Below are 25,391 nucleotides of genomic sequence, written 5' to 3'. Positions count from 1 at the left end.
ATGGAAAAGAAACCATCAAATAAAAAATTTATATTCGTAATCAGCGGTTTAGTGATATTAGGGCTTGTTTACGGAACATTCAAATATTTACACGGCCAAGCACACGAAGAAACCGACGACGCGCAAATTGAGGCAAACATGAGTCCAATAATCCCAAGAGTTTCAGGATATGTGGCAAAAGTTTATGTAAAAGACAACGATTTCGTTAAAAAAGGCGACACGCTTTTCGTAATCGACAACAAAGATTATTTGGTAAAAGTTGAAGAAGCTAAAGCCGCATTAGTTGCTGCCGAAAATTCATTCGAAGTTTCCAAAGCCGATGTTGGTGCCGCAGCTGCAAACATTTCGATTTCCGATGCAACGATCCAATCCAACGCGGGAAGTATCGAAGCTGCAAAAATCCGTTTAGGAAGAGCAACCAACGATTTCGAACGTTATGCAAATCTATATCAGAATCATTCCATCACAAAACAACAATACGAGCAGGCTTTAGCCGCAAAACAAGAAGCACAAAAACAAGTTGAAATTTTACAACAACAACGTAATGCGAGTGTTCATCAACGTGAAGCGGTTGCTTCAAAAACAAACGTTGCAAATAAACAAACCGGTGTAGCTTCTGCAAACATCAAACGTGCTCAAGCAGTTTTAGAAGCAGCACAAATCAATTTAGGTTACACCGTGGTTACTGCTTCTATAGACGGACAGGTTTCCAGTATTGATATTCAGGAAGGACAAGCGGTACAACCGGGACAGTCTTTGTTTTATATCGTGAACAACACCAATCTTTGGGTTGTGGCAAATTTCAAAGAAACGCAATTGAACAAAATGCGAGCGGGACAGAAAGTAACATTAAAAGTTGATGCTTATCCTGATACCGAATTTGAAGGTGAAGTAAACTCCTTCTCCCCTGCTACTGGTGCTAAATTCTCTATTTTGCCTCCGGATAATGCAACCGGAAACTTTGTGAAAACCATTCAGCGTTTACCGGTTAAAATCAAATTAACAGCAAGTAACGACGTTGAAAAAGTAAAATTATTGCGTCCGGGAATGAACGTAGAAGTAGACGTACACGTAAAATAATCATGACAACACAAGCAGAAGATTTAGTAGAATATGGCTTTCGCAGGGTCATTATCACAATAACGGCCGTACTTTGTGCGCTGCTTGAAATTGTCGATACGACCATTGTAAACGTAGCCTTAAACGATATGCGCGGAACGTTAGGCGCAACACTTACCGACATCGCTTGGGTGATCACGGCTTATGCGATTGCCAACGTTATCATTATTCCGATGACGAGCTGGTTGTCGCAACAATTCGGACGTAGAAATTACTTTGCCGCCTCGATTATCATCTTTACCGTTTCTTCCTTTTTGTGTGGAAATGCAACGAATATCTGGGAACTGGTTTTCTTCCGATTCATTCAAGGTATGGGTGGTGGCGCGCTTTTGGTAACGGCACAAACCATTATTACAGAAAGTTATCCGGCAGCAAAACGAGGGATGGCGCAAGCAATTTACGGGATGGGTGTAATTGTAGGACCAACTTTAGGACCACCATTAGGAGGTTATTTAGTGGATAATTTTTCGTGGCCCTACATTTTCTACATCAATATCCCTTTGGGGATTATTGCTACCGTTTTAACACTTTCATTTGTTAGAAGTCCTAAATATGGTGAGAAATTAAAAGCCAATCAGGTGGACTGGTGGGGAATTATTTTTCTTGCCTCTTTTATCGGTTCGTTGCAATTTGTTTTGGAACACGGTCAGCAGGACGATTGGTTTGAAAACCCTACCATTGTTGCCTTGAGTGTTTTATCAGCATTTGGATTGATCTTTTTCATCTGGCGCCAGCTAACCTATAAGTACCCGATTGTAAATCTCAGGGTTTTAAAAAACAAAAATCTGAGAATCGGAACCATCATGTGTTTCATCTTAGGATTCGGTTTGTACGGAACCACGTTTGTAGTACCGATTTACACCCAATCGATTTTAGGCTGGACCGCTACGGATACCGGATTATTACTGATTCCAAGTTCCATAACCACTGCGATCCTGATGCCGATCATTGGAAAACTGATTCAAAAAGGTGTCCCGCAAGCCTATCTGGTTTCCATAGGCTTCCTGGTTTTCTTCGGATTCACCTTCTGGATGCACAACGTTATGACTCCGGATACCGGAAGCGAACACATGTTCTGGCCATTGATCTTACGCGGAGTTGGTTTAGGCTTCCTTTTCGTTCCGATTACTACTTTGGCTTTATCCACTTTACAAGGAAAAGAAATTGGTGAAGGAGCTGCGTTTACAGGAATGATGCGTCAGTTGGGTGGTTCCTTCGGAATTGCCATTATCACGACCTTCATTTCTAGATTCAGCCAACAACACCGCGTTGATTTAATCTCCCATTTGGATTCGGCTAAATTTGAAGTACAACAGCGCATTCAGCAAATACAAATGGCTTTTATGTCGAAAGGTTTTAGCGCAAGTGAAGCGCTTGACAAAGCGCACAAAGCTTTAGAAGGGTCAATAATGAAACAAAGTACGGTGCTTTCTTATATGGATGTGTTTTTATATCTGGGAATTATGTTCCTGATTTGCATCCCGTTCATGCTATTGATCAAGAAAGGTTCCGGAAAAGTAGATATGTCGAATGTTCATTAAGCAACATTATATAGTTACTGATTGATTGAAAAACTCTGGACACAGCCTGTTCAGAGTTTTTTTTATTTACTCCTTAACAGTGAACTAACCTTCAAATAGTGTTTTGATAACCATTTCATAAAATCCAATCTCTTGTCATCATTTATTTTAGTCGTTCGAAAAAACTAATGAAAACCATGGGACTGTTCAACAAAAAAGAAAAGAAACTGATAAAAGAAATCAGCAGAAAAAACAAAAACTATCATTCCGATATCGAAAAGGAAATCAACGAATTACTTCACGATTTGAAAGCCTATTTCAACGAAAACAAGTTAATTCTTGAGGAATTCTCCACTTTTACAACTAAAATAAAACCGCTGTTATCCCAAGAAGACGCTGTTAAACTCGATAACTACTTCAAGCAAGTCAGTAAAATGAAAAGTTGCGCCAAAAAAAGCATAGAAGGCCTGAATTATCTTTCCCGCGAACAGCAAAAAATCTCCAAAGAAGCCCTGCGTGATATCGAACAATACTTAACTTAGAAATATTTTCCTTCATTAATTTCTGTTCAGCGTGCATTTTAACATTTAATCGATTTTCAGTATCCTTAATGTTAAATTAACTCAAATTTAAAATATATTTGATTGATATATAACACATTAAGTAGTAACCAAAAACATTCTTCATTATGGGTATCTTTACTGGCAACGACAAAAAAATGCTCCGCGAATTTTTCAAAAAAAGCGAACACAACTTTCACGACATCGAGAAAGAAATTGATGAGTTTTTAGTGGATTTACAATCCGAATATGAAGAAAACAGTTACGTCGTCAACGAATTCAACGAGCTTGTAGACGAATTGCGTGAAAAATTACAACCTTCCGATGCCAAACGTCTTATGGATTTTTCAAGCCGAATTTTAAGAGTACGTCGTTGCGCCCGTAAAGGTGTGGAAGCCCTTCGTGAATTATCGCGTGATCAGCACAAAATTACCCGTGAGACCCTTCGTGACTACGAAGAATACCTTCATTTCAGATAAATCATCGCGTAAAAACCAGAGTATTGCCTTTGGATAACGACGCATCAAACTTATAGCCCTCGTAATTGAAACCTTTCAAGTCTTCGAGGGTTTCTGCATTTGTATCGATAATATAACGCACCATCATTCCTCTCGCCTTTTTGGCAAAGAAACTGATCATTTTAAGTTTTCCGTCTTTATAATCCTTAAATTCAGGAGTGATTACAGGTACTTTTAGCGCTTTTACATCAACTGCAGAAAAATACTCATTACTGGCCAAATTCAAAAACAAATCGCCTTTTTTAAGTTCCTTGTTCAGTTCTTTGGTAATTTTCGCTTTCCAGAATTCATACAGGTTTTTATTTTTACCAATAGGAAGCTGCGTTCCCATTTCCAGACGATACGGCTGAATTAAATCCAGCGGTTTCAAAAGCCCATAAAGTCCGGAAAGAATTCGAAGTTTGCTTTGCAACACATCCAATTTATCGGAAGCCAGATTGTAAACGTCTAAGCCAATATACACATCTCCGTTAAAGGCATAAACCGCAGGACGTGCATTTTCCGGAGTAAAAGGTATTGCCCAATCCTGGTTGCGTTGCCAGTTCAAATCGGCAAGTTTATCAGAAATATCCATTAATTCCATCAATTGTTTTGGCTTTTTCTTTTTCAGAACTTTATGCACCGAATTCGCTTCTTTTAAAAAACACAATTCCGAATATTGATTGGTTGGAAGCTGCTTTTCAAAATCTAGTGACTTAGCCGGAGAAATAACAATTTTCATGGTTTATTTTTTAAATGGATTTCAAAAATACAAATTCAAATCATAAAAGCCTACAGATAATTTGGTTTGAGAAGATTTGCTTAACTTCGTTTCAAATCATAAAAAAACAACCTCTTTCAATGACTTTTGATTTCATTACAACCAACAGATACGACTTACTTAAATTAACTCCGGAAGTGTATCAGTACGTTTTTACAACTTACAATCAAGAAGAGTTAAAAGCTTTTTTTGGAGTAACCTCCAAAGCAGAATTCCTTAAAGAAAAAAGCAAGTTTGAAAAAGGAATGACCACTTACAACAGGTCGTTTGTTAACTTTCTAATTATTGACAAATCCACCAAAGAAACTATCGGTTCCTGCGGATTTCACACTTGGTACCTGGAACATTCCCGTGCTGAAATAGGTTATGCGCTAAACAGTGATGTTTACAAAGGAAAAGGCGTAATGAGTGAAGTTTTAAAAGCTGTGGTTCATTATGGCTTTACCCAAATGCAATTACATCGAATCGAAGCATTCATTTCCCCAGAGAATATTGCTTCTTTAAAATTGGTTCAAAAACTGAATTTCATAAAAGAAGGGCATTTACGCGAACATTACTTCAAAAACAATGTGATGGAAGATTCACTCGTTTTTTCTTTATTAAAACACGAATACAAGCCATAAAAAAATTCCTTTTTCAAGGGATTTCGTTTAATTTTCTTCTTCCGAAGTATGGGATTTGGAATAAGTTCTCCATTTTTCGATACAATCTTTCATATCCTGTGGAATATCCGTATCAAAACGCATAAACTCTTTGGTAATCGGATGTTCAAAACCTAACGTCTTAGCATGAAGCGCCTGTCTTGGTAAGGTTTTAAAGCAATTATCGATGAACTGTTTGTATTTGGTAAAAGTGGTTCCTTTTAAAATCATGTCGCCTCCGTAACGCTCGTCGTTAAACAACGTGTGCCCGATGTGCTTCATGTGCACGCGAATTTGATGAGTTCTTCCTGTTTCTAATCTGCAGGAAACCAAAGTTACATATCCTAAACGCTCCAAAACTTTGTAATGAGTTACCGCATGCTTTCCTTTATCTGGGTCGGTAAAAACAGCCATTTGCATTCGGTTTACCGGATGGCGGTCAATATTGCCCACAATAGTTCCTTCATCTTCCAAAACATTACCCCAAACCATAGCAACATACTCACGCTCTGAAGTTTTCTCCGCAAATTGTTTGGTAAGATAATCCATTGCGAGTTCGGTTTTGGCCACTACAAGCAAACCTGAAGTATCTTTATCAATACGATGTACCAAACCTGGGCGCTCGCTGCTGTTCATTGGTAAATTATCGAAATGATAGGCTAATGCGTTAACCAAAGTTCCGGAATAGTTTCCGTGGCCCGGATGCACAACCATTCCTGCCGGTTTGTTTACTACGATTAGCTGATCGTCTTCATAAATAATATCCAAAGGAATATTTTCCCCTTTTAGCAAATGCTCGTACGGTGGGTGCTCCAGCATTACCCGAACCACATCGCTGGGTCTAACCTTATAATTGGATTTTACAGCAACATCATTAACAAAAATGTTTCCGGAATCTGCTGCTTTCTGTATTTTATTTCGGGTGGTATTCTCGATAAGGTTCATTAAAAACTTATCGATTCGTAAGGCTTGTTGCCCTTTGGCTACTTCAAAGCGATGATGCTCAAATAGTACGTCATCATCATCGAACTCGTCCTGCTCTAAATCTATATTATTCTGCATTTTCTTCTGCCGGAGCCGGCTCTAAAATTTCCTGTGTTTTTATACTGTCGGTTTCCTCTTCCTGATATCCTGTTTTTCCATCACCTAAAACAAAATCAATTTTAGAAGCTTTTAAAATACGATCGCCCGCTTTAAGTTTCTTTCCGTTTTGCTTTACTTCCAAAACAACGTCTTTAGCCATGTATTCTACATATTTTACATCGCCTTCCTTTAGCCCTAATGCGCGTAAAGTTGATAACGCCTGACGATAAGTCTTCTGCACCATTTCAGGTAAAACAACTCTGGCATAACCACCTGAATTGATTTTCACGTAAACCTTTCTTCCGTCTTTAACTGTAACACCCGCCAATGGGTCCTGCTCCACAATAGAATACGGCGGATAAGAAGGATTGTAATCTACAGTATCCAGCAAATGAAATTCCAAATCGATGTCGTTTAAGCGTTCTTCGGCTTTTTCAACACTCATTTTGGAAAGATTCGGAACCGGGATTTCCTCTCCGTGGTTTGTGGCCACGCTCAAAAATCTCATTACACCGACAACAAATACAACAACTATGATCAATGCTAAAGCGGCGTTTTTAAAAAATGCTGGGCTTGTTAAAAATTTTTTCCAACTCATTGTTTTGGGTTTTGGGCAAAGATATAAAATACTAAAGATTTTTTGTTTCTTCCGAAAAAGTAATTCTTTACCTAAGGTGGTCAGCAGCCCACTTTTTCATTTTTATCCGAAGAAAAATATTTTTTGACGTGGTTTTCAACAAATAGTAATAATTTTGTAAGAACTATATACTTATCAAATAACGGACATCTATGAAAAATGTTGCCATCATTATGGGAGGCTATTCCAGCGAATATCAAATTTCTCTAAAAAGCGGAAATGTAGTATACAACTTCTTGGACAAATCAAACTATAACGCCTACCGAATTCATATCTTCAAAGAAAAATGGGTTATGGTGGATGAAAACGAAAACGAATTTCCAGTAGACCGTCATGACTTTTCCGTTAATTATGCCGGCAACAAATTAACTTTTGATGTGGTTTTTAATGCCATTCACGGAACTCCAGGGGAAGACGGTTTAATGCAAGCCTATTTTGAGTTATTAGGCATCCCGCAAACTTCTTGTGATTATTATCAGGCAGCATTAACTTTCAACAAACGTGATTTACTTTCAGTTTTGAAACCTTATGGAATCAAAACCGCAACTTCTTTTTATTTGGATAAAGGCGATGCTATAAACCAAGAGGAAATCATTTCAGCTTTAGGATTACCATTATTTGTAAAACCAAACAAATCAGGTTCAAGCTTTGGAATTTCTAAAGTAAAATCCAAAGAAGAATTACTTCCTGCTATTGAAAACGCTTATAAAGAAGACAGTGAAATCATCATTGAAAGTTTCCTTGATGGAACCGAAGTTTCGGTGGGAGTTATAAATTATAAAGGACAAACAACAGTTTTACCGATTACGGAAATCGTTTCAGAAAACGACTTTTTCGACTATGAGGCAAAGTATTTAGGAAAATCTCAGGAAATCACTCCTGCCCGACTCTCAGATGAAATCCGTGTAAAAGTGGAAACCGTTTCTAAAAAAGCCTACGAAGTTTTAAAAATGAAAGGTTTTTCAAGAAGTGAGTTCATCATCGTAAATGGAGAACCTTATATGCTGGAAATGAATACTATTCCGGGATTAACAACCGAAAGTATTTTACCGCAACAGGCCAAAGAAGCAGGAATTTCACTAACCGAATTGTTCAGCAACGCAATCGAACTGGCGTTAAAATCATAAAATCTTATGAGAAAAGCAATCTTTCCAGGGTCGTTCGATCCGATAACTTTAGGGCATTTCGACATCATTAAAAGAGCTTTGCCTTTATTTGATGAAATTGTAATTGCTATCGGTATCAACGCAGAAAAAAAATACATGTTTTCTTTAGAAGACCGTAAAAAATTCATCGAAGACTCTTTTAAAAACGAACCAAAGGTTTCTGTGGTTACTTATGAAGGTTTGACCATTGAATTGTGTCATAAACTAGGTGCTCAATTCATTTTAAGAGGGTTACGAAACCCGGCAGATTTCGAATTTGAAAAAGCGATTGCACATACAAACCGTCAGCTTTCTGAAATAGAAACCGTGTTCTTATTAACCGCCATAGACACTTCACACATCAGTTCCAGCATTGTTAGGGACGTTATTAGAAATGGTGGCGATTATACCATTTTAGTACCCGAATCTGTAAAAATAAAATAACACAACAATGAAAAAAATAATCAGCTTATTATTGTTAAGCAGCGGAATTTTATCGGCTCAAAAAACCGAATTGAAAACTCCTTATGAAAAAGGAAACGGAAACCAATCGGCAACCTACGCCGAAGCAATTGAATTTTACAAAAACCTTGACAAAGCCTACGAAACCATCGCAATGCGCTCCATCGGAATGACCGACAGTGGCGAGCCTTTACACATTGTGGCTTTCAATCCAGACAAAAATCTGGAATACACCCAACTGCACAATAACAATAAAGCAGTAATCCTTATCAACAACGGAATTCATCCCGGAGAAACTGACGGAATCGATGCTACCATGTTGTTCATGAGAGATTTGGCTGCCGGAAAAATTGTTGCCCCAAAAAACACAGTAGTTGTGGCTATTCCGGTATACAATGTTGGAGGTGCATTAAACCGAAACAGTACTTCACGAGTAAATCAAAATGGCCCCGAAGCTTACGGTTTTAGAGGAAACGCGCGAAACTTCGATCTAAACCGTGATTTTATCAAATCCGACACTAAAAATTCAAAAACTTTTCAGGTGATTTTTAACATGGTCAACCCGGATGTTTTTCTGGACAATCACGTTAGCAACGGTGCAGATTACCAATATACACTTACCTATATAGCAACACATTATCAGAAATTAGGCGGTAAATTAGGTACATTCCTAAACGAGAAAATGATGCCTACCATCTTAAAAGATCTGAAAACGAAGAAGATCGAGTCGGTACCTTATGTGAATATTTACAACCAGACGCCGGAACACGGTTTTGCAAAAAGTATGGAAACTCCGCGTTTTTCAACTGGATACGCTTCAATGTTTAATACTTTGGGAGTAATGGTTGAAACCCATATGCTTAAAAAATACTCCGAACGCGTTAAAGTTACTTACGAATACATGCTTTCAACTTTAAATTTTACCGATAAAAATGTCGCAGAAATTTTAAAATTAAGACAAGAAAACATTGAAAATCACATGACAGGTGGGTTATATACTGTTCAATGGGAAATCGATTCGGCAAAAGTGAAACAGATACCATTTTTAGGCTACGAAGGAAAATACAAACCCAGCGATGTTTCCGGAAAACCTCGTTTGTATTATGACAGAACCAAGCCTTTCAATAAAATGATCCCGTTTTATGAAGTGTACAAACCTAAAAAAGAAGTGTATATTCCTCAATATTACATTGTTCCACAACAATATTGGAATGTAATCGATTTAATGAAGCTTAACCGAATTGAAATGACCCAATTGAAAAAAGACACCCTGATTTCTGTTGACAGTTATAAGATTTCCGATTATAAAACTTCAGAAACTCCTTTTGAAGGACACTATTACCATTATAATACTTCTGTTACTAAAACAACGGAAAATGTGAAGTTTCACAAAGGTGATTACATTATTTACAGTAATCAGAAAAACAGTAAATATCTGATCGAAACCTTAGAGCCGGAAGCAGCCGATTCGTTCTTTAACTGGAATTTCTTCGATACGATTTTACAACAAAAAGAATATTATTCGCCTTATGTTTTCGAAGATTTGGCCAAACAGGTTCTTGAGGAAAATCCAAAACTAAAAGAGGAATTGGAAACGAAAAGAAAAGAAGACAAGAAATTTGCTGAAGATGGAGATGCGCAACTGGACTGGGTTTACAAACATTCAAAATACTTTGAAAAAGCCTATTTACAGTACCCTATTTATAAAAAAATGCTCTATTAATTATGAAGCAAAAAAGTTTACTATTGACACTTGTCGTATTAATGACAATTCCTGTTTTTGCCAATGAAGACGAGGCGCTGCGTAAAGAAGTAATCCATAATGGAATAGGCATGGGAACTGTTCTGGCAATAGTAATATCCTGGTCGAGAAATAATTCAGTTCTGTGGGCATTTCTCCATGGAATCTTGAGCTGGATCTATGTAATCTATTTCATAATTACCAGAGAAAACAAATAAAAAAAGCCGCATTTAGCGGCTTTTTTATTGCAATATCTTTTCTTGTTCAAACAATAATTTTATGTTCTCATAAGAGTTATTCAAAGCTTCTTTAATTTCTGCCGGATTTAACCAGGCAACTTTTTCAATTCCTTCTTCGGCTTGACCGTGTGGTATACCTTCAAAATTCGTTTTCATTTCAAACCAGTGTGTTACTTTGAGCTTGTAACGTCCGTTTCGTTTAAAAACATGATATGTTTTTTGCAACTTTGAGGTTATTTTCAACCCTGAAACACCGGTTTCCTCCTCTACTTCTCTAATGGCAGTTTCTTCGATAACTTCGCCTTTTTCAATTCCACCTTTTGGGAGGTCCCATTTTCCGTTTCGGAAGATAAAAAGCACTTCACCTTTCTTGTTATAGACCAATCCGCCACCTGCTTTTACCACTGGGATTTTCTCTTTAAGCTTAGACATGATTTCCTTTTCGTCTGGATGGTATAAAAAAGCCTTCTGAATTTTATTCTGGAACATTTTCACAATAATTTGCTTGATATCAACGCTTTCCAGAAGAAAAAGTTGAAAATCAGTTTCCTTAACAACTTGATTTGTCAGGAAAAATGGCTTATCGTTCACAAAAACTTTATACATTTGCACTTATGATTTTTAACACAGACACAGCTAAAAAAACAGCCGAATTGCTTTTACAAATAAACGCAATTAAATTAAATCCCAAAAATCCTTTTACATGGGCATCGGGATGGAAATCGCCTATTTACTGCGATAACCGTATAACCCTCTCATTTCCACCGATTAGAAATTATCTGCGTGAGGAATTTGCAAAAAACATTGAGAAACAATTCGGAAAACCCGATGTAATTGCGGGAGTGGCAACCGGAGCTATCGGAATTGGTATGCTTGTTGCTGAAATTATGGGACTTCCTTTTGTATATGTTCGCCCAGAGCCTAAAAAACACGGTCGTCAAAATCAGGTGGAAGGCTTTTTACAAAAAGGACAAACCGTTGTGGTGGTTGAAGATTTAATCAGTACAGGGAAAAGCAGCTTACAAGCAATTGAAGCTTTAAGAGATGCCGGTGCAAACGTAAAAGGAATGGTTGCCATCTTTACTTATGGATTTGATATTGCCGAACAAAACTGCAAAGAAGCTAATTTGGATGTTTTCACCTTGGGTAACTACGACACATTACTAGAAGAAGCCGTTGCAAAACAATATATTACAGAAGAAGAACACGAAACACTTAAAGAATGGCGTAAAAGTCCTTCTACTTGGGGTGTTGAAGTATAAAATATCAGAATAAAAACACTTATGAATTTAGAAAGTCCGAAAGTAAACGTTGAAAAATCGCCGGAGTATTTATTTAATGCTCTAACAGACGTTAAAAATTTTGAAAAATTAATGCCGGAATCCATCGCAAAATTTGAAGTTTTGGATGAAAATGCCTTTATCTTCGGATTAAAAGGAATGCCGGAAATCAAATTAAAAATGAAAGACAAAATAGCACCAAACAAAGTTGTTTTGGGAGCTGCGAGCGATAAATTACCTTTTACCTTAACTGCCAACATCAACGCGTTATCACCAAACACTTCTGAAGTACAGTTGCTTTTCGAGGGTGATTTCAACCCAATGATGGCTATGATGATTAAAGGGCCGATCTCAAAATTCATTGAGACTCTATCTGCAAACATGAGTAAACTTTAAGTTTACCGTGCTAATACATATTCCAAAGAAAAAGGCTTTTAGAAATCTCTAAAAGCCTTTTTTAATACAACATCTGAATTTCCTTGATATCGAACTGTTGAAACGAATCACTTTCAAGTAAAATTTCCAATTTCCCGAAATCTGTAACTCTCTGGATTATTCCCATAAAGCGATTTCCCTCAGTATCTTCAAAAGGCATTGGGACACCTTTTTTATAAAGTAATTTATCATAGCTTTCCCAAAAAAAATTAAAATCTCCACCAAGCAATACTGACATATTCTTTTTAAGCCTTTGCAGAATGGAAAGCATTAACACTTCTTTATCAAACTCTTTGTTAGTTATCGTAAAAAGCGAACCGGCCTTAGGCAATTCTTGAAAATCATTTTGATTAACGTTTAAACCAATACCTACTACTGAAAAAATTTCACCTTGGTTTTTAATGCTGTTCTCAATCAATATTCCGCCAATTTTTTTGTTTCCTGCCAAAATGTCGTTCGGCCATTTAATAGCTAGATCAGGCACTTGAAATTCTCGCAACGCTTCCACTATGCTTACCGCAACAGCAACATTTAAATGAAAAATAGAATTAATCTCCAACAACACATCTTTTATTAAAACGCTGAATGTCAAATTTTTACCAGCTTCAGCATTCCATTTTGCTCCCATCTGCCCTCTACCGTCAGTTTGATTTTCAGTTACCACAACAGTGAAATTTTCAAGGTACTGTTTTGACAGTTTTTCCTTTAAAAAGTCATTTGTGGAAGCTGTGGCACTGAGTTTGATTATGTTCATGAAATTAATATGCTTCTTAAGAAGTTTAATCTTATGTTAAGATGTCAAAAATAACAACAAAAATGGTAACTTTGCCAAAAATATAGTAAACATAAATGGCGGTAAAAGAGATAAACAACGATGAATTGTTAGCAAACATCATCAAAGGGATTGAAGACGTAAAAGGAAACGATATAGATATTTTAGATTTAAGAGGAATTGACAATACCGTTTGCGATTATTTCGTGATTTGCAACGGAAATTCTAATACACAGGTTAATGCAATTGCTAATTCTGTACAAAAAGTAGTATCCAAAGAACTAAAAGACAAACCTTGGCACGTAGAAGGCGGTGATAATGCCGAATGGATTTTAATGGATTACGTTAGCATCGTGGTTCATGTTTTCCAGAAACACATCCGTGAATACTACAACATTGAAAGTTTGTGGGGTGATGCAATAATCACTTCTATTGAAAACAAATACTAATAATCACAGTACATGTCAAAAGATAAAAAACCAAATCCTGCCAAAATTAAGGTTAGCATGTGGGTTGTTTATGGTGCTATACTTTTAATTTTAATAGCCATACAACTCGTTTCAAGCGGATCAAATTTTCAGGAAGTAAAACCTACTTCTTTAGCTAAATTCTATCAGTTTTTAGATTCAAGTCAGGTAAACAAAGTCGTTTTCAACAAAACAACGGCTCAGGTTTATCTTAAAAAAGAGGCTTTAAAAAGCAAAACACATTCCTCAATAAAAAAAGAAACCATTCTTGGGAAAGAAAATACAGGTCCTCACTACTCTTTGGATATTGGAAACCAGGAATTGTTCCAAAAAAAGCTTGATGAAGCCCGAAGTGCTGGAAAATTAAACGATTTTTCTTCAGAACCGGAAAGCAATTGGGGAGACATCTTCATTAATTTCCTTCCGATTATCGTACTGATTGGATTCTGGGTATTTATGATGCGTAGAATGTCAGGCGGTGGTGCTGGTGGCGGTGGCGGTCAGATTTTTTCGATTGGAAAATCTAAAGCGAAGCTATTTGACGAAAAGAACGACGTTAAAGTCACTTTCAAGGATGTAGCCGGATTAGAAGGCGCAAAAGAAGAAATTCAGGAAATTGTAGAATTCCTTAGAAATCCTGAAAAATATACCGAAATTGGTGGAAAAATACCCAAAGGAGCTTTATTAGTCGGTCCTCCGGGAACAGGTAAAACTTTATTAGCAAAAGCCGTAGCCGGTGAAGCAAAAGTACCTTTCTTTTCTCTTTCAGGTTCTGATTTTGTGGAAATGTTCGTTGGTGTTGGAGCTTCTCGAGTTAGAGACTTATTCAAACAAGCTAAAGAAAAAGCGCCTGCCATCATCTTTATTGACGAAATTGATGCAGTTGGTCGTGCCCGTGGAAAAAACAATTTCTCAGGATCAAACGATGAGCGTGAAAATACATTAAATCAGTTGTTAACCGAAATGGATGGTTTCGGAACCAATACTCATGTTATTGTTCTTGCCGCAACCAACAGAGCCGATATTCTTGACAAGGCCTTAATGCGCGCCGGACGTTTTGACCGTCAGATTTATGTGGATTTACCGGATATCCGTGAGCGTAAAGAGATTTTTGAAGTACACCTGACTCCTCTTAAAAAAGAAGAAGAATTAGATACCGATTTCCTTGCCAAACAAACTCCAGGATTCTCTGGAGCTGATATCGCAAACGTTTGTAACGAAGCTGCGTTAATTGCGGCTCGTAAAAACAAAAAAGCGGTTGGTAAACAAGACTTCCTTGATGCGGTAGACCGTATTGTTGGCGGTTTGGAAAAGAAAAACAAAATAGTTACCCCGGAAGAAAAGCGCGCCATTGCAATTCACGAAGCAGGTCACGCAACTGTAAGCTGGATGCTGGAACATGCAGCTCCGCTTGTAAAAGTGACTATCGTGCCGCGTGGACAAAGTTTAGGAGCTGCTTGGTATTTACCCGAAGAGCGCTTAATTGTAAGACCCGAGCAAATGCTTGACGAAATGTGCGCTACTATGGGTGGGCGTGCAGCCGAGAAGGTAATTTTCAACAAAATTTCTACCGGTGCTTTGAGCGATTTGGAAAAAGTAACCAAACAAGCCCGTGCAATGGTAACGGTTTATGGTTTGAACGATAAATTAGGAAACATCACTTATTATGATTCTTCAGGACAAACCGATTATAATTTCTCCAAACCGTATTCTGAGGACACGGCAAGAGTAATCGATAAAGAGATTTCGGATTTAATCGAAAACCAGTACCAAAGAGCGATTCAGATCTTGAATGAAAATCGTGACAAATTAGTAGAACTGGCCGATATTCTTATCGATAGAGAAGTAATTTTCAAAGATGATTTAGAAACAATTTTCGGAAAACGACCTTTTGAAAAATCAGAAACAGAAGCAGTTACGGAAAACGAATAATCTTGTTAAATAAAAAATGATAAAAATCTTAATTCAGTTGCATGATTGAATTAAGATTTTTTTATCTTTGGTTGTTATCCAAGTAGAAAAAACAAGATTTTATATACTATATGAGTCTTTTCAGAAAATTTTTTGGCGCGTCTTCCGAAGGTTCCAATGAGGACAAGGAAAAGGATTCCAGTCCTTACCTTCCCGATCCGGTTATGCCTATTGACGAGCTGTTTACCTATAAATTCAAAAAAAACGGCGGTAAGTTTTTATACTGTGAAAACCTTCCTGAAGTTCATGATAATTTTGAAAGTATTTTAGAAGAAAACGATTGGTTTGAAAAAGAAGCCATGTGCTTAGAGCCAAAGCTTTACAGCCTTCTTGACGAAAATAAATTAAATTACACCAACCCAAAAGAACCAAAATTTCTTTTGGCTTCTTGCGAAAGCTTGATTGCTGATGAAGGCTCGATTCTTTTTTCTTCCAATCAAATCAAACAATTCAAACCCAACGATTTACCTGCAAACATTGTAATATTGGCAACAACAAGTCAAATAACAGGAAACAAGAGCGACGGATTGCGTGAGATAAAGAAAAAATACGACAAGGAATACCCAACAAACATTACTACATTTAAATATTTCGAAAAAGCAAAAGAAGAAGATTTTCTTCAGTACGGAAGTTGCCCAAAAAACCTGTATTTATTGCTTTTAGAAGACTTATAACATGCAGGAAAGTGTAACAAGAACCCTTTCGGGTTTGATTTATATCCTACTTTTAGTTTCGGCTACTTTGTATTCAGAAATGAGTTTCACACTGCTATTCGGAGTGTTTATGCTTATTGCCGTGGTGGAATTCTGCAAATTGATCCATCTAAAAAATTCATTGCCCATACTTTTAGCATTGGTGGCTTACATCTTTTTTGTAGTAGTCCAAACCTTTCATTTTTCGTCCGACATCATGCTGGTGGTTGCCACACTGTTTGTATCCACAAATCTTATTGTAGATTTATTCAGCGAAAAGGCAAAACCTAAAACTGACAACGCGGGAAAATACGTTTGGCTTTTCGGTTACATTATTTTACCATTTGTATTGTTAATGCGAATTCCCTTCATCTCTGGCAAGTTCAATCCTTATATCATCATCGGAATCTTTATCCTTATCTGGACAAACGACACCTTTGCCTATATTATAGGAAAAACAATGGGCAAGCATAAATTACTGGAACGTATTTCACCTAAAAAAACCATTGAAGGTTTTATTGGAGGGCTTGTATTCACAATGATCGGAAGTTATCTTCTGAGCATATATTTTACCTTCCTGACTCCTTTGGCATGGATTGTTACCGGCTTATTTGTTGGGCTTTTCGGAACCATTGGCGATTTAATCGAATCTAAATTCAAACGTTTGGCTGGTGTAAAAGACAGCGGAAAAATAATGCCAGGTCATGGAGGCGTACTAGATCGTTTAGATAGTATTATCTTTGTACTACCGTTTTTATATTTATTTTATCAAATTTTAAATTATGTTCATACAATTTCATAAAGAGGGCGCAAAAATCATTCTTGGTGCAACGATTACTGCTACTGCTATTATCTTTTTAGTGGATAGTTTAGGCATGAATAACTGGCTTAGAATTGCCATACAACTGTTCACACTGTTCATGCTGATTATGATTTTGCAGTTTTTCCGTAATCCGAAACGAATCACCCAAATTAACGACAATCATATTATTGCTCCGGTTGATGGAAAAGTAGTGGTTATTGAAGAAGTTTTTGAACCGGAATATTTTAAAGACAAACGTTTAATGGTTTCCATTTTCATGTCTCCGATTAATGTTCACGTAACCCGTTATGCCGTAAACGGTTTGGTAAAATTCAGCAAATACCATCCGGGTAAATATTTAGTAGCTTGGCACCCAAAAGCCAGTGAAGAAAACGAAAGAACAACTGTTGTAGTTGAAAACCGTGTTTTCGGTGAAATCTTATACCGTCAGATTGCAGGTGCGTTAGCGCGCCGTATTGTAAATTATGCAAAAGAAGGTACACAGGTAGTTCAGGGAACAGACGCCGGATTTATTAAATTTGGTTCGAGAGTAGATTTATACTTACCTTTAGGTACCGAAGTAAACGTAAAACTAAACCAAAAGGCCGTTGGTGGGAAAACCATCATTGCAACTAAAAAATAATGAATTCCGAAGAGCTGAATAAATTATTTGATGAGGCTTTTGAAAATGCCAAACTGATACCGCAATCTTCTGTACCGATAGATTTGCAGTTGATACTTTATGGCCTATACAAACAGGCCACTTCCAATGATTCCGATCGGTTTTTTTTTCGACAGGAATCCCAAAACATTCGAAGTGCTTTTAAGCTAAACGCTTGGATGCAGGTGAACAACCTCTCGGCAGAAGAAGCCAAAACACAATATATTGAGATTATTAACAAACTCATGAAAGAACGAAATTTGTAAACAGATTTCGTTTTTTATTTTAAACCAATACCCGATGAAAATCAAAAAACTAACTCTTTTAAGCTTTGCCTTTCTAACGTTTTTTTCCTGCAGACAGAAAAACAATCTGGAGGAAGTAGTTCAAATTCCCGAACCAGAAGCTCAGGAAACCCAGTCGGTTTATGGAAATCCGGCCGATGTTAAGGCTGAAAAAGGAAAGTTTAAAATGCGAGGGCTTACTTATGCTTATAATGCTTTAGAACCATATATTGACGGTAGAACGATGGAGCTTCATTATTCCCGTCATCATTTGAGTTATTGCAATAATTTAAATAAAGCGGTTCAAGGTACCGAATTGGAAAACTGGACTTTAGATCAGATTTTAAAAGGATCCGACCCTAACAATGCCGAACTTAGGAACAACGCCGGAGGCTATTACAACCACAATTTATATTGGGAATCTATGGCGCCAAAAGCAGGCGGAAAACCTACAGACAGTTTAGCTGTCGCTATAGATCGAGATTTTGGTTCTTATGATACTTTCAAATCTCAGTTTGTGAATGTTGCCAGTAAGCATTTTGGTTCTGGTTGGGCTTGGGTGGTAGTCGATAAAACCGGTAAACTACAAATCGGCACAACCTCGAATCAAGACAATCCTTTAATGCCTGAAATGCCCATCAAAGGAACTCCTATTCTGGCTTTGGATTTATGGGAACACGCTTATTATTTAAAATACCAAAACAAACGTGGCGAATACATCTCAGCTTTCTTCAATGTAGTAAATTGGAAAAAGGCTGAAGAGAAATATTTAGAAGCTTTAAAACACGTTATTAGAGAATAATCAAAGTAAAATCAGTTTGAAGAATTAAAACGACAAAAAAATGAAAAATTTACTCTTACTTGCAGTATTTTCGGTCAGTTCGTTTGCTTTTGCACAAGACATTCCAAACGATAAAGTACCCACTGAAGTCATGACTTCCTTTAAATCAAAATTCCCAACAGTAAACAATACTACGTGGGAAATGGAAAACGATTTTGAATACGAAGCGGATTTTACTCTTAATGAAGTAAAACATTCCGCGCTATTTCACAAATCGGGAAAATGGCTGGAAACCGAATTTGAAATCAAAACAACAGATTTGCCAAAACCAGTAAGCTCTGTTATTTCAAGAGAATTCAATGGTTATAAAGTGCTAGAAACTGAAAAAATAGAAACCGCTCACGATGGAACACTTTACGAAGTAACCATTGAAAAAGAAAACAAATCATTTGAACTTCTGATTTCATCTTCCGGGAAAATTCTAAAAAAAGAAAAGGAAAACAAGAGCAGCGAAAAAGAATAATCTTTATAATTTATCATAAAAAAAGCCCCGAATTTTTCGGGGCTTTTCTATTCTATTAAACTTTCAAACCAGCTAAGCTTTGTTCGATGGTTGTTATTTTCGCCAAGGCATCGGCTTCTTTTTTGCGTTCCATTTCAATAACTTTTTCCGGCGCACCCGCCACGAATTTCTCATTCGATAATTTCGCTTGAACTGATTTAAGGAAACCTTTAGTATAATTAAGTTCTTCCGTTAATTTTGTGATTTCCGCATCGATATCAATATTTCCGGTAATTGGAATAAAGTACTCGTTGGATTTTACTCGATAGGACAATGCTCCGTCTACTTTTTCTGAAACGTATTCCAAATTGGTTACATTCCCTAACTTCTTGATAATTGAATCGAAGAAAACAGAAGCTTTTTCATTGTTCACTACTTTCAATTCAATAGTATCTTTAAACGGAATATTTTTATCTTTTCTGATGGTTCTGATTCCGGAAATAACATCGGTAGCAAAATCAAAATCTGCAATTAGTTTCTCATTTGCAGAAGTCATTTTCGGCCATTCTGATACAATTAAAGCTTGCTCCGGAGTTCTTTCAGCGATGTATTGCCAAATTTCCTCCGTCAAGAACGGCATGAACGGATGCAATAATTTCAAATTAGCTTCCAACATTTCAATCGCTTTGTTGAACGTCGCACGGTCAATCGGCTGCTGATAACCCGGCTTGATCATTTCTAGGAACCACGAACAGAAATCGTCCCAAACCAATTTATAAATCGCCATTAAAGCATCGGAAATTCTGTATTTATCGAAATTATCTTCGATTTCCGCTAAGGTTTTCTGCAATTTCGCTTCGTACCATTCAATCGCCACTCTTGAAGATTCCGGCTGTTCGATATCGGCTACCTCCCACCCTTTGATCAATCTAAAGGCATTCCAGATTTTATTGGCAAAAGCTTTTCCTTGGTTACACAATTCTTCATCGAATAAGATATCATTTCCTGCCGAAGCACTTAACAATAATCCGCAACGAACTCCATCGGCACCAAATTTCTCAATCAAACCTAACGGATCTGGCGAGTTCCCTAAAGATTTAGACATCTTACGTCCTTCTTTATCACGAACCAATCCTGTTAAATATACATTTGAGAATGGTTTTGCATCTGCATACTCGTAACCAGCAATAATCATACGGGCTACCCAGAAGAACAAAATATCCGGACCTGTAACTAGGTCATTTGTTGGATAATAATATTTAAAATCCTCATTTTCAGGGTTCATTACACCTCCGAAAACAGCCATTGGCCATAACCATGAAGAGAACCATGTATCTAGAGCATCGGCATCTTGTTTTAAATCTGATATTTGAAGATTTACATTTCCGGTTTTCTTTTTAGCTAATTCTAAAGCTTCTGCAGGAGTTTCCGCTACTACGAAATCTTCTTTTCCTTCTCCGTAATAATATGCAGGGATTTGTTGTCCCCACCACAACTGACGGGAAATATTCCAATCGCGAATATTTTCCATCCAATGACGGTAGGTATTATTGAAACGCGAAGGATATAATTTTACTTCATCTGATTGCAAAACAGCTTTGATGGCAGGTTTTACCAACTCTTCCATTTTTAAGAACCATTGGTCGGATAATCTTGGCTCGATTACCGCTTTGGTTCTTTCAGAAGTTCCAACTTTGTTCAAGTGGTTTTCTACTTTAGCTAGAGCGCCAATCGTTTCTAATTCTTTTGAAATTTCCTCACGAACTACGAAACGGTCTTTTCCTTGATAATGCAATCCGAACGAATTTAACGTAGCGTCTTCGTTGAAAATATCGATGATTTCCAAATTATGCTTTGTACCTAATTCTTTATCGTTAACATCGTGAGCCGGAGTTACTTTTAAACATCCGGTTCCGAATTCCATATCAACATATTCATCAAAAATGATTGGAATTACTCGATTACAAATTGGAACTATAGCTTTTTTACCTTTCAAATGCGTATAGCGCTCATCATTAGGGTTGATACAAATTGCAGTATCTCCTAAAATCGTTTCCGGACGCGTGGTTGCAATGGTTACAAAATCATTTGAACCTTCAATTTGATATTTTAAATGGTATAATTTCCCTTGTCTTTCTTCGTAGATCACTTCTTCGTCTGAAAGGGTAGTTTTCGCTTCCGGATCCCAGTTCACCATACGGTAACCGCGGTAAATCAACCCTTTGTTATACAAATCTACAAAGGAACGGATTACCGATGCCGACATATCCGGATCCATAGTGAATTTAGTACGGTCCCAATCGCAAGAACAACCTAATTGTTTTAATTGCTCTAAGATAGTTCCTCCGTATTTATCAGTCCATTCCCAAGCGTGTTTTAGGAATTCTTCACGGGATAAATCATTTTTGTTGATTCCTTCCGCTTTTAATTTTGCCACAACTTTTGCTTCGGTTGCAATTGAAGCGTGGTCGGTTCCCGGCACCCAACATGCGTTGAATCCTTTTAAACGGGCACGACGGATTAATACATCCTGAATGGTATTGTTAAGCATATGCCCCATGTGCAACACTCCGGTTACGTTTGGCGGCGGAATTACGATAGTATAGGGAGTTCTATGGTCAGGCTTGGAATGAAAATAATTGTTTTTCATCCAGTAATCGTACCATTTTTTTTCTACTAGTTTGGCGTCAAATTGAGCAGGTATCATTTTAGTTAAATGTTTTAGGATTAAAAGTTTAAAAAATTTAAACTTTAAAAATATGTTTACAAAAAATCAAATAGTATCCTCAGTAGCCCCGATGGCAGCAACTACCTTGTAGTGCGTACAGCGGGAACAGGGATTACAGACACAAGCCGTTGACTCGCTCCAAAAAAAGATTGATATGAAATAAGTTTTGGTACACTTTTTGTAATTTATTCTGGCAAAAATAACGATAACTGAGCAAATAAAAAAAGAGCGTTAAAATATTTGTTCGTTTATTAAAACAATGTAATTTTACGATAACTATTAAAACTCAAAAGCATGAAAAAATTATTAGGACTAGTTGCAATTTTAGCTTTCAGCGTTGCTTCCTATGCACAAAAAGGACCGAAAATTGAATTTAAAGCGAAAGACAATACAATTGATTACGGTACCGTTTCCAAAGATTCTGACAGCGGGGTAAGAACATTCGAGTTCACTAATACCGGTGATGCTCCATTGATCATTACTAATGTTCAGTCTACTTGCGGATGTACGGTTCCTTCGAAACCAACTGAGCCAATCATGCCTGGAAAAACTGGAAAAATTGATGTGAAATACAACATGAATCCTGGTAAAATTTCCAAAACGATTACGGTAGAATCCAATGCAGTGAACGTAGAAGGCGGAAAAGTAGCCATCCGAATTAAAGGAGAAGTGATTGTCAAACAAGAAAAAAATGTTTTGGAAAAAGCTAAAACAGGACCACAATCGTAACAACTTTACTTAATAAAATCAAACCCGCTAAATAGCGGGTTTTTTTATAGTATCTTCTTGAGATGAAATTCGAATTTTTTGACTTTGCCTTTCCGCTCTATTTCAAGTTCCATTTTTTTACCGTCTTCATCGAGCAGCATTTCGTCTAATTTTTGCTTTGAAAGATTCCCAACATTTCTGCCGTTAATTTTTAAAAGTCTGTCACCTGCTAGCAAACCAGCAAGCTCAGCCGGAGAATTTTTACGAATGGTTGCGATTTCGAAAACCGGTTTTAAAGTGAATCGATATTTAAAGTTCTCACTGTCAAATATTATATTCTTCTCATTTTTTGAACTTTTATTATCGGTATCAACATACTGCTCTTTTACCCATTCTACCCCATTATGCTGAAGTTCAATTCCACTCATATTATAATTGAATTCCTCATCGTACAAAGAGTTCTTTTTCAAAAGCAACTGACTCCCTTCATAATCAATAAAAACATTAAAACGCTTTAGAATTCCTCCTCCGATTGATCCGTCTCTTCCTTCAACCATTTCCAATTGTTTATAAGAAGTTGGATCCGGATAGGCAACTAAAGGCAAACTGAACTTGAATTTAGAAATTTGTATTTCTTCCAATCGCGATCGTTTTCCCAAAACCGTACCCCCGACTCCTTGACCTAAAACATCCTCAAAATAGTTTTTTCCGGATTTAATGGAATCGTTTTCAAAAAGCCAAAGCCCGTCTGCCATTCCGGTATCGATAAGCAATTTTAGATTATGGCTTTTGTTTTCCAACTTAGTTTTTACATCTAGATACGGTCGGTCTTTTACAATTTTTACAGGTAATTTAGTGTATGATTTTAATTTGCCTGATTCTAGAATTTTACGGTCTTTATAAATTGTAATTTTCTTTTTTGTATAGTTGATTTCCACTAAATTGTTCTGAAAAAATGAGTAGCCTAAAATCCCGTTAACCGGAATTCCGATCCGAGAAGAAAAGTTTAGGTCTTCATCTAAAATAACCAGGATCTGAAAGTCTTCGTTGGTAAACCCCTGAATATTGGCTACATTATTATTCGATAGCAAACCTTCTGCAATTTCTTCGTTTCCTAATCCGGAAATTTTTATTTTACGGGTATTAAACAAATGAATCGAATCATTTTCCGGAAAACTGAAAATAAGCGACGGTTCCGATCCGGAATCCAACAACATATTCAACTTGGTATTGTTAACTTCAATAGGGATAATAATAAGATTGTCTACGAAAGTAAACGGAATGACAATTTTGTTTTTCTCCGACTTCCACTGAAAACCAAACTGACCATAAGTACTGAAACCCAGAACATAAAAAAAGACTAATAAAATTAATCTCATACTTCCTTTTTTCTGAAAATTACTACATTACATTGATATTTCCTACGATTTTAAAAAATTAATAACAATTCAGTTTTCTGTATTACTAAAAATAATCGCAAATTTGCAGAACAAAAAAACAAACCATGCCAAAAGTTTCAAATAAAGGACAACAAATGCCGGAATCACCAATCAGAAAACTGGTTCCGTATTCTGAAATGGCCAAGAAAAAAGGTCATAAAGTATATCATTTAAACATCGGTCAACCGGATATTAAAACTCCGGAAGTAGCTCTTAACGCAGTTAAAAACGCTAATATCGAAGTTTTAGAATACAGTCATTCTGCCGGTTTTGAAAGCTACAGAAATAAATTAGCAGCTTATTATCAAAAACACGGATTACCAATCAATTCTGCCGATATTATTATTACCACAGGCGGTTCGGAAGCTTTGCTTTTTGCAATGGGAAGCACTATGGATCAAGGTGATGAAATCATCATTCCAGAACCATTCTATGCAAATTACAATGGTTTTTCAACTGCTTCAGGTGTAAAAGTTGTGCCGGTTATTTCAGGAATTGAAACAGGTTTTGCACTTCCTCCAATTTCAGATTTTGAGAAACTTATCACTCCGAAAACAAAAGCTATTTTAATCTGTAATCCGGGTAATCCAACAGGTTATTTATATTCAAAAGAAGAAATCCAACAATTGGCCGAATTGGTTAAAAAGCACGATTTGTTCCTAATTGCAGATGAAGTTTACCGCGAATTCGCTTACGACGGTTATACCCACCACTCGGTAATGAATGTAGAGGGATTGGAAGAACATGCCATCATGATTGATTCAGTTTCTAAACGTTACAGTATGTGTGGAGCACGTATTGGTTGCATCGTTTCTAAAAACAAAGAAGTTATGGCTACTGCCATGAAATTTGCACAGGCACGTTTAAGCCCGCCAACCTATGCGCAAATTGCAAGTGAAGCTGCTTTAGACACTCCTCAAAGTTATTTTGATGATGTAATTACTGAGTACAAAGACCGTCGCGATACTTTAGTTTCCGAGTTAAACAAAATCGAAGGCGTAACCGTTGCCAATCCAAAAGGTGCTTTTTATTGCATCGCTAAATTGCCGGTTAAAAACGCCGATGATTTCGCTCAATGGCTTTTAGAAGAATACGATTTCAATGGTGAAACCGTTATGGTTGCCCCTGCTGCCGGATTCTATTCCACTCCAGGTGTTGGCTTAGACGAAATACGAATTGCTTATGTTCTTAAGAAAGAAGATCTGATCAAATCGGTTCAAATTCTCAAAGAAGCCTTAACAGCTTACAACAACAAATAAAAACAAAAGCCTCTTACCAAAGGGGCTTTTTTATTTCCAGAAGCAAAAGGATAGTCCTTTTTTGCAATCCCTATTCCTGCTGTCCGTTTAATTTTTTGTTTTGCATATACGCAACAAAACAAAAAGATACCACTGCCATCAGGGCTAAATCAAAACTTTCTTTTCTGTTTGCAAACTTCCTAAAT

At 36.9% G+C, this 25,391-nt stretch carries 28 protein-coding genes; 21 read left to right on the top strand and 7 right to left on the bottom strand.

The features are described from left to right. The 4 genes from LZZ90_RS13035 to LZZ90_RS13020 all read left to right on the top strand — a co-directional run bounded on the left by LZZ90_RS13035 (position 1) and on the right by LZZ90_RS13020 (position 3,678). Positions 1-1,080: an HlyD family secretion protein gene (locus LZZ90_RS13035; RefSeq protein WP_237791145.1), complete on the top strand. Its 1,080-nt coding sequence runs from the start codon at positions 1-3 to the stop codon at positions 1,078-1,080. Positions 1,081-1,082: 2 nt separating this feature from the next. Then, positions 1,083-2,660 (top strand): MDR family MFS transporter, encoded by a 1,578-nt coding sequence (locus tag LZZ90_RS13030; RefSeq protein ID WP_237791144.1) that lies wholly within the window; start codon positions 1,083-1,085, stop codon positions 2,658-2,660. Positions 2,661-2,827: 167 nt separating this feature from the next. Further along, positions 2,828-3,181 (top strand): hypothetical protein, encoded by a 354-nt coding sequence (locus LZZ90_RS13025; RefSeq protein ID WP_237791143.1) that lies wholly within the window; start codon positions 2,828-2,830, stop codon positions 3,179-3,181. Positions 3,182-3,327: 146 nt separating this feature from the next. Continuing rightward, complete coding sequence (locus LZZ90_RS13020) at positions 3,328-3,678, top strand: hypothetical protein (protein WP_237791142.1); 351 nt, start codon at positions 3,328-3,330, stop codon at positions 3,676-3,678. Between the two features lies 1 nt (position 3,679). Here LZZ90_RS13020 and yaaA read toward each other — a convergent pair whose 3' ends face one another. Continuing rightward, positions 3,680-4,438, bottom strand: a complete 759-nt coding sequence (gene yaaA / locus LZZ90_RS13015) for a peroxide stress protein YaaA (RefSeq protein ID WP_237791141.1) — start codon at positions 4,436-4,438, stop codon at positions 3,680-3,682. Between the two features lie 119 nt (positions 4,439-4,557). On the opposite strand from yaaA, the gene LZZ90_RS13010 reads away from it, so the two are divergent. After that, positions 4,558-5,100: a GNAT family N-acetyltransferase gene (locus tag LZZ90_RS13010; protein ID WP_237791140.1), complete on the top strand. Its 543-nt coding sequence runs from the start codon at positions 4,558-4,560 to the stop codon at positions 5,098-5,100. A 27-nt stretch (positions 5,101-5,127) separates the two neighbouring features. On the opposite strand, the gene LZZ90_RS13005 is transcribed toward LZZ90_RS13010, so the two are convergent. Next, positions 5,128-6,180: an RluA family pseudouridine synthase gene (locus LZZ90_RS13005; protein WP_237791139.1), complete on the bottom strand. Its 1,053-nt coding sequence runs from the start codon at positions 6,178-6,180 to the stop codon at positions 5,128-5,130. Next, positions 6,170-6,799 carry a PASTA domain-containing protein gene (locus LZZ90_RS13000; RefSeq protein ID WP_237791138.1) on the bottom strand — a complete coding sequence of 210 codons (630 nt, stop codon included), beginning with the start codon at positions 6,797-6,799 and terminating at the stop codon, positions 6,170-6,172. The genes LZZ90_RS13005 and LZZ90_RS13000 overlap by 11 nt, the downstream gene beginning before the upstream one ends. Positions 6,800-6,990: 191 nt before the next feature. Here LZZ90_RS13000 and LZZ90_RS12995 point away from each other — a divergent pair, with 191 nt between their 5' ends. Genes LZZ90_RS12995 through LZZ90_RS12980 form a run of 4 tightly spaced genes read left to right on the top strand, consistent with a single transcriptional unit; the run spans position 6,991 to position 10,404 of the window. Then, positions 6,991-7,965 carry a D-alanine--D-alanine ligase gene (locus LZZ90_RS12995; protein ID WP_237791137.1) on the top strand — a complete coding sequence of 325 codons (975 nt, stop codon included), beginning with the start codon at positions 6,991-6,993 and terminating at the stop codon, positions 7,963-7,965. Positions 7,966-7,971: 6 nt separating this feature from the next. After that, positions 7,972-8,427, top strand: coding sequence for a pantetheine-phosphate adenylyltransferase (coaD, locus tag LZZ90_RS12990; RefSeq protein WP_237791136.1), 456 nt, complete (start codon positions 7,972-7,974; stop codon positions 8,425-8,427). A 7-nt stretch (positions 8,428-8,434) separates the two neighbouring features. Then, complete coding sequence (locus tag LZZ90_RS12985; protein ID WP_237791135.1) at positions 8,435-10,168, top strand: M14 family metallopeptidase; 1,734 nt, start codon at positions 8,435-8,437, stop codon at positions 10,166-10,168. 23 nt (positions 10,169-10,191) lie between these two features. Beyond that, on the top strand, positions 10,192-10,404 hold the full coding sequence (locus tag LZZ90_RS12980; RefSeq protein ID WP_237791134.1) for a hypothetical protein: 213 nt from the start codon (positions 10,192-10,194) through the stop codon (positions 10,402-10,404). A gap of 24 nt (positions 10,405-10,428) precedes the next feature. Here the strand turns inward: LZZ90_RS12980 and LZZ90_RS12975 are convergent, their stop codons facing one another. Next, positions 10,429-11,031, bottom strand: coding sequence for an NUDIX hydrolase (locus LZZ90_RS12975; protein ID WP_237791133.1), 603 nt, complete (start codon positions 11,029-11,031; stop codon positions 10,429-10,431). An 8-nt stretch (positions 11,032-11,039) separates the two neighbouring features. Here LZZ90_RS12975 and pyrE point away from each other — a divergent pair, with 8 nt between their 5' ends. Continuing rightward, entirely contained in the window at positions 11,040-11,687 is a 648-nt protein-coding gene (gene pyrE / locus LZZ90_RS12970; protein WP_237791132.1) for an orotate phosphoribosyltransferase, read from the top strand. Between the two features lie 21 nt (positions 11,688-11,708). Further along, complete coding sequence (locus tag LZZ90_RS12965) at positions 11,709-12,101, top strand: SRPBCC family protein (RefSeq protein WP_237791131.1); 393 nt, start codon at positions 11,709-11,711, stop codon at positions 12,099-12,101. A gap of 61 nt (positions 12,102-12,162) precedes the next feature. On the opposite strand, the gene LZZ90_RS12960 is transcribed toward LZZ90_RS12965, so the two are convergent. Next, the gene (locus LZZ90_RS12960; RefSeq protein ID WP_237791130.1) at positions 12,163-12,894 is read right to left on the bottom strand and encodes a biotin--[acetyl-CoA-carboxylase] ligase; all 732 of its coding nucleotides are present in this window, start codon (positions 12,892-12,894) and stop codon (positions 12,163-12,165) included. A 95-nt stretch (positions 12,895-12,989) separates the two neighbouring features. On the opposite strand from LZZ90_RS12960, the gene rsfS reads away from it, so the two are divergent. The 8 genes from rsfS (at position 12,990) to LZZ90_RS12920 (ending at position 19,093) form a co-directional block, all read left to right on the top strand. Continuing rightward, positions 12,990-13,361 carry a ribosome silencing factor gene (gene rsfS, locus LZZ90_RS12955; protein WP_237791129.1) on the top strand — a complete coding sequence of 124 codons (372 nt, stop codon included), beginning with the start codon at positions 12,990-12,992 and terminating at the stop codon, positions 13,359-13,361. 12 nt (positions 13,362-13,373) lie between these two features. Continuing rightward, entirely contained in the window at positions 13,374-15,311 is a 1,938-nt protein-coding gene (gene ftsH, locus LZZ90_RS12950; RefSeq protein ID WP_237791128.1) for an ATP-dependent zinc metalloprotease FtsH, read from the top strand. A 110-nt stretch (positions 15,312-15,421) separates the two neighbouring features. Then, a complete protein-coding gene (locus LZZ90_RS12945) occupies positions 15,422-16,024 on the top strand; it encodes a lactate utilization protein B/C (protein ID WP_237791127.1) in 603 nt (200 codons plus the stop codon). Between the two features lies 1 nt (position 16,025). Further along, complete coding sequence (locus LZZ90_RS12940) at positions 16,026-16,844, top strand: phosphatidate cytidylyltransferase (protein WP_237791126.1); 819 nt, start codon at positions 16,026-16,028, stop codon at positions 16,842-16,844. Next, the gene (locus LZZ90_RS12935; RefSeq protein WP_237791125.1) at positions 16,825-17,487 is read left to right on the top strand and encodes a phosphatidylserine decarboxylase family protein; all 663 of its coding nucleotides are present in this window, start codon (positions 16,825-16,827) and stop codon (positions 17,485-17,487) included. The genes LZZ90_RS12940 and LZZ90_RS12935 overlap by 20 nt, the downstream gene beginning before the upstream one ends. Next, a complete protein-coding gene (locus tag LZZ90_RS12930) occupies positions 17,487-17,771 on the top strand; it encodes an acyl-CoA-binding protein (protein ID WP_237791124.1) in 285 nt (94 codons plus the stop codon). Before LZZ90_RS12935 ends, LZZ90_RS12930 begins: the two co-directional genes overlap by 1 nt. Before the next feature lie 34 nt (positions 17,772-17,805). Beyond that, complete coding sequence (locus tag LZZ90_RS12925) at positions 17,806-18,591, top strand: superoxide dismutase (RefSeq protein ID WP_305039222.1); 786 nt, start codon at positions 17,806-17,808, stop codon at positions 18,589-18,591. Between the two features lie 40 nt (positions 18,592-18,631). Further along, a complete protein-coding gene (locus tag LZZ90_RS12920; RefSeq protein ID WP_237791123.1) occupies positions 18,632-19,093 on the top strand; it encodes a PepSY-like domain-containing protein in 462 nt (153 codons plus the stop codon). A gap of 55 nt (positions 19,094-19,148) precedes the next feature. Here the strand turns inward: LZZ90_RS12920 and LZZ90_RS12915 are convergent, their stop codons facing one another. Further along, positions 19,149-21,779, bottom strand: coding sequence for a valine--tRNA ligase (locus LZZ90_RS12915; protein WP_237791122.1), 2,631 nt, complete (start codon positions 21,777-21,779; stop codon positions 19,149-19,151). 315 nt (positions 21,780-22,094) lie between these two features. On the opposite strand from LZZ90_RS12915, the gene LZZ90_RS12910 reads away from it, so the two are divergent. Next, positions 22,095-22,529, top strand: coding sequence for a DUF1573 domain-containing protein (locus tag LZZ90_RS12910; protein ID WP_237791121.1), 435 nt, complete (start codon positions 22,095-22,097; stop codon positions 22,527-22,529). Between the two features lie 44 nt (positions 22,530-22,573). On the opposite strand, the gene LZZ90_RS12905 is transcribed toward LZZ90_RS12910, so the two are convergent. Next, positions 22,574-23,887 (bottom strand): PDZ domain-containing protein, encoded by a 1,314-nt coding sequence (locus LZZ90_RS12905; protein WP_237791120.1) that lies wholly within the window; start codon positions 23,885-23,887, stop codon positions 22,574-22,576. A 125-nt stretch (positions 23,888-24,012) separates the two neighbouring features. Here LZZ90_RS12905 and LZZ90_RS12900 point away from each other — a divergent pair, with 125 nt between their 5' ends. Further along, positions 24,013-25,206 (top strand): pyridoxal phosphate-dependent aminotransferase, encoded by a 1,194-nt coding sequence (locus LZZ90_RS12900; protein WP_237791119.1) that lies wholly within the window; start codon positions 24,013-24,015, stop codon positions 25,204-25,206. Positions 25,207-25,391: the final 185 nt, after the last annotated feature.

This window comes from Flavobacterium sp. SM15, from assembly GCF_022012335.1.
In the GTDB taxonomy this organism is placed as follows: Bacteria; Bacteroidota; Bacteroidia; order Flavobacteriales; family Flavobacteriaceae; genus Flavobacterium.
The sequence above is the reverse complement of the archived record's forward strand: the minus strand, read 5'-3'. Positions and strand labels throughout refer to the sequence as shown.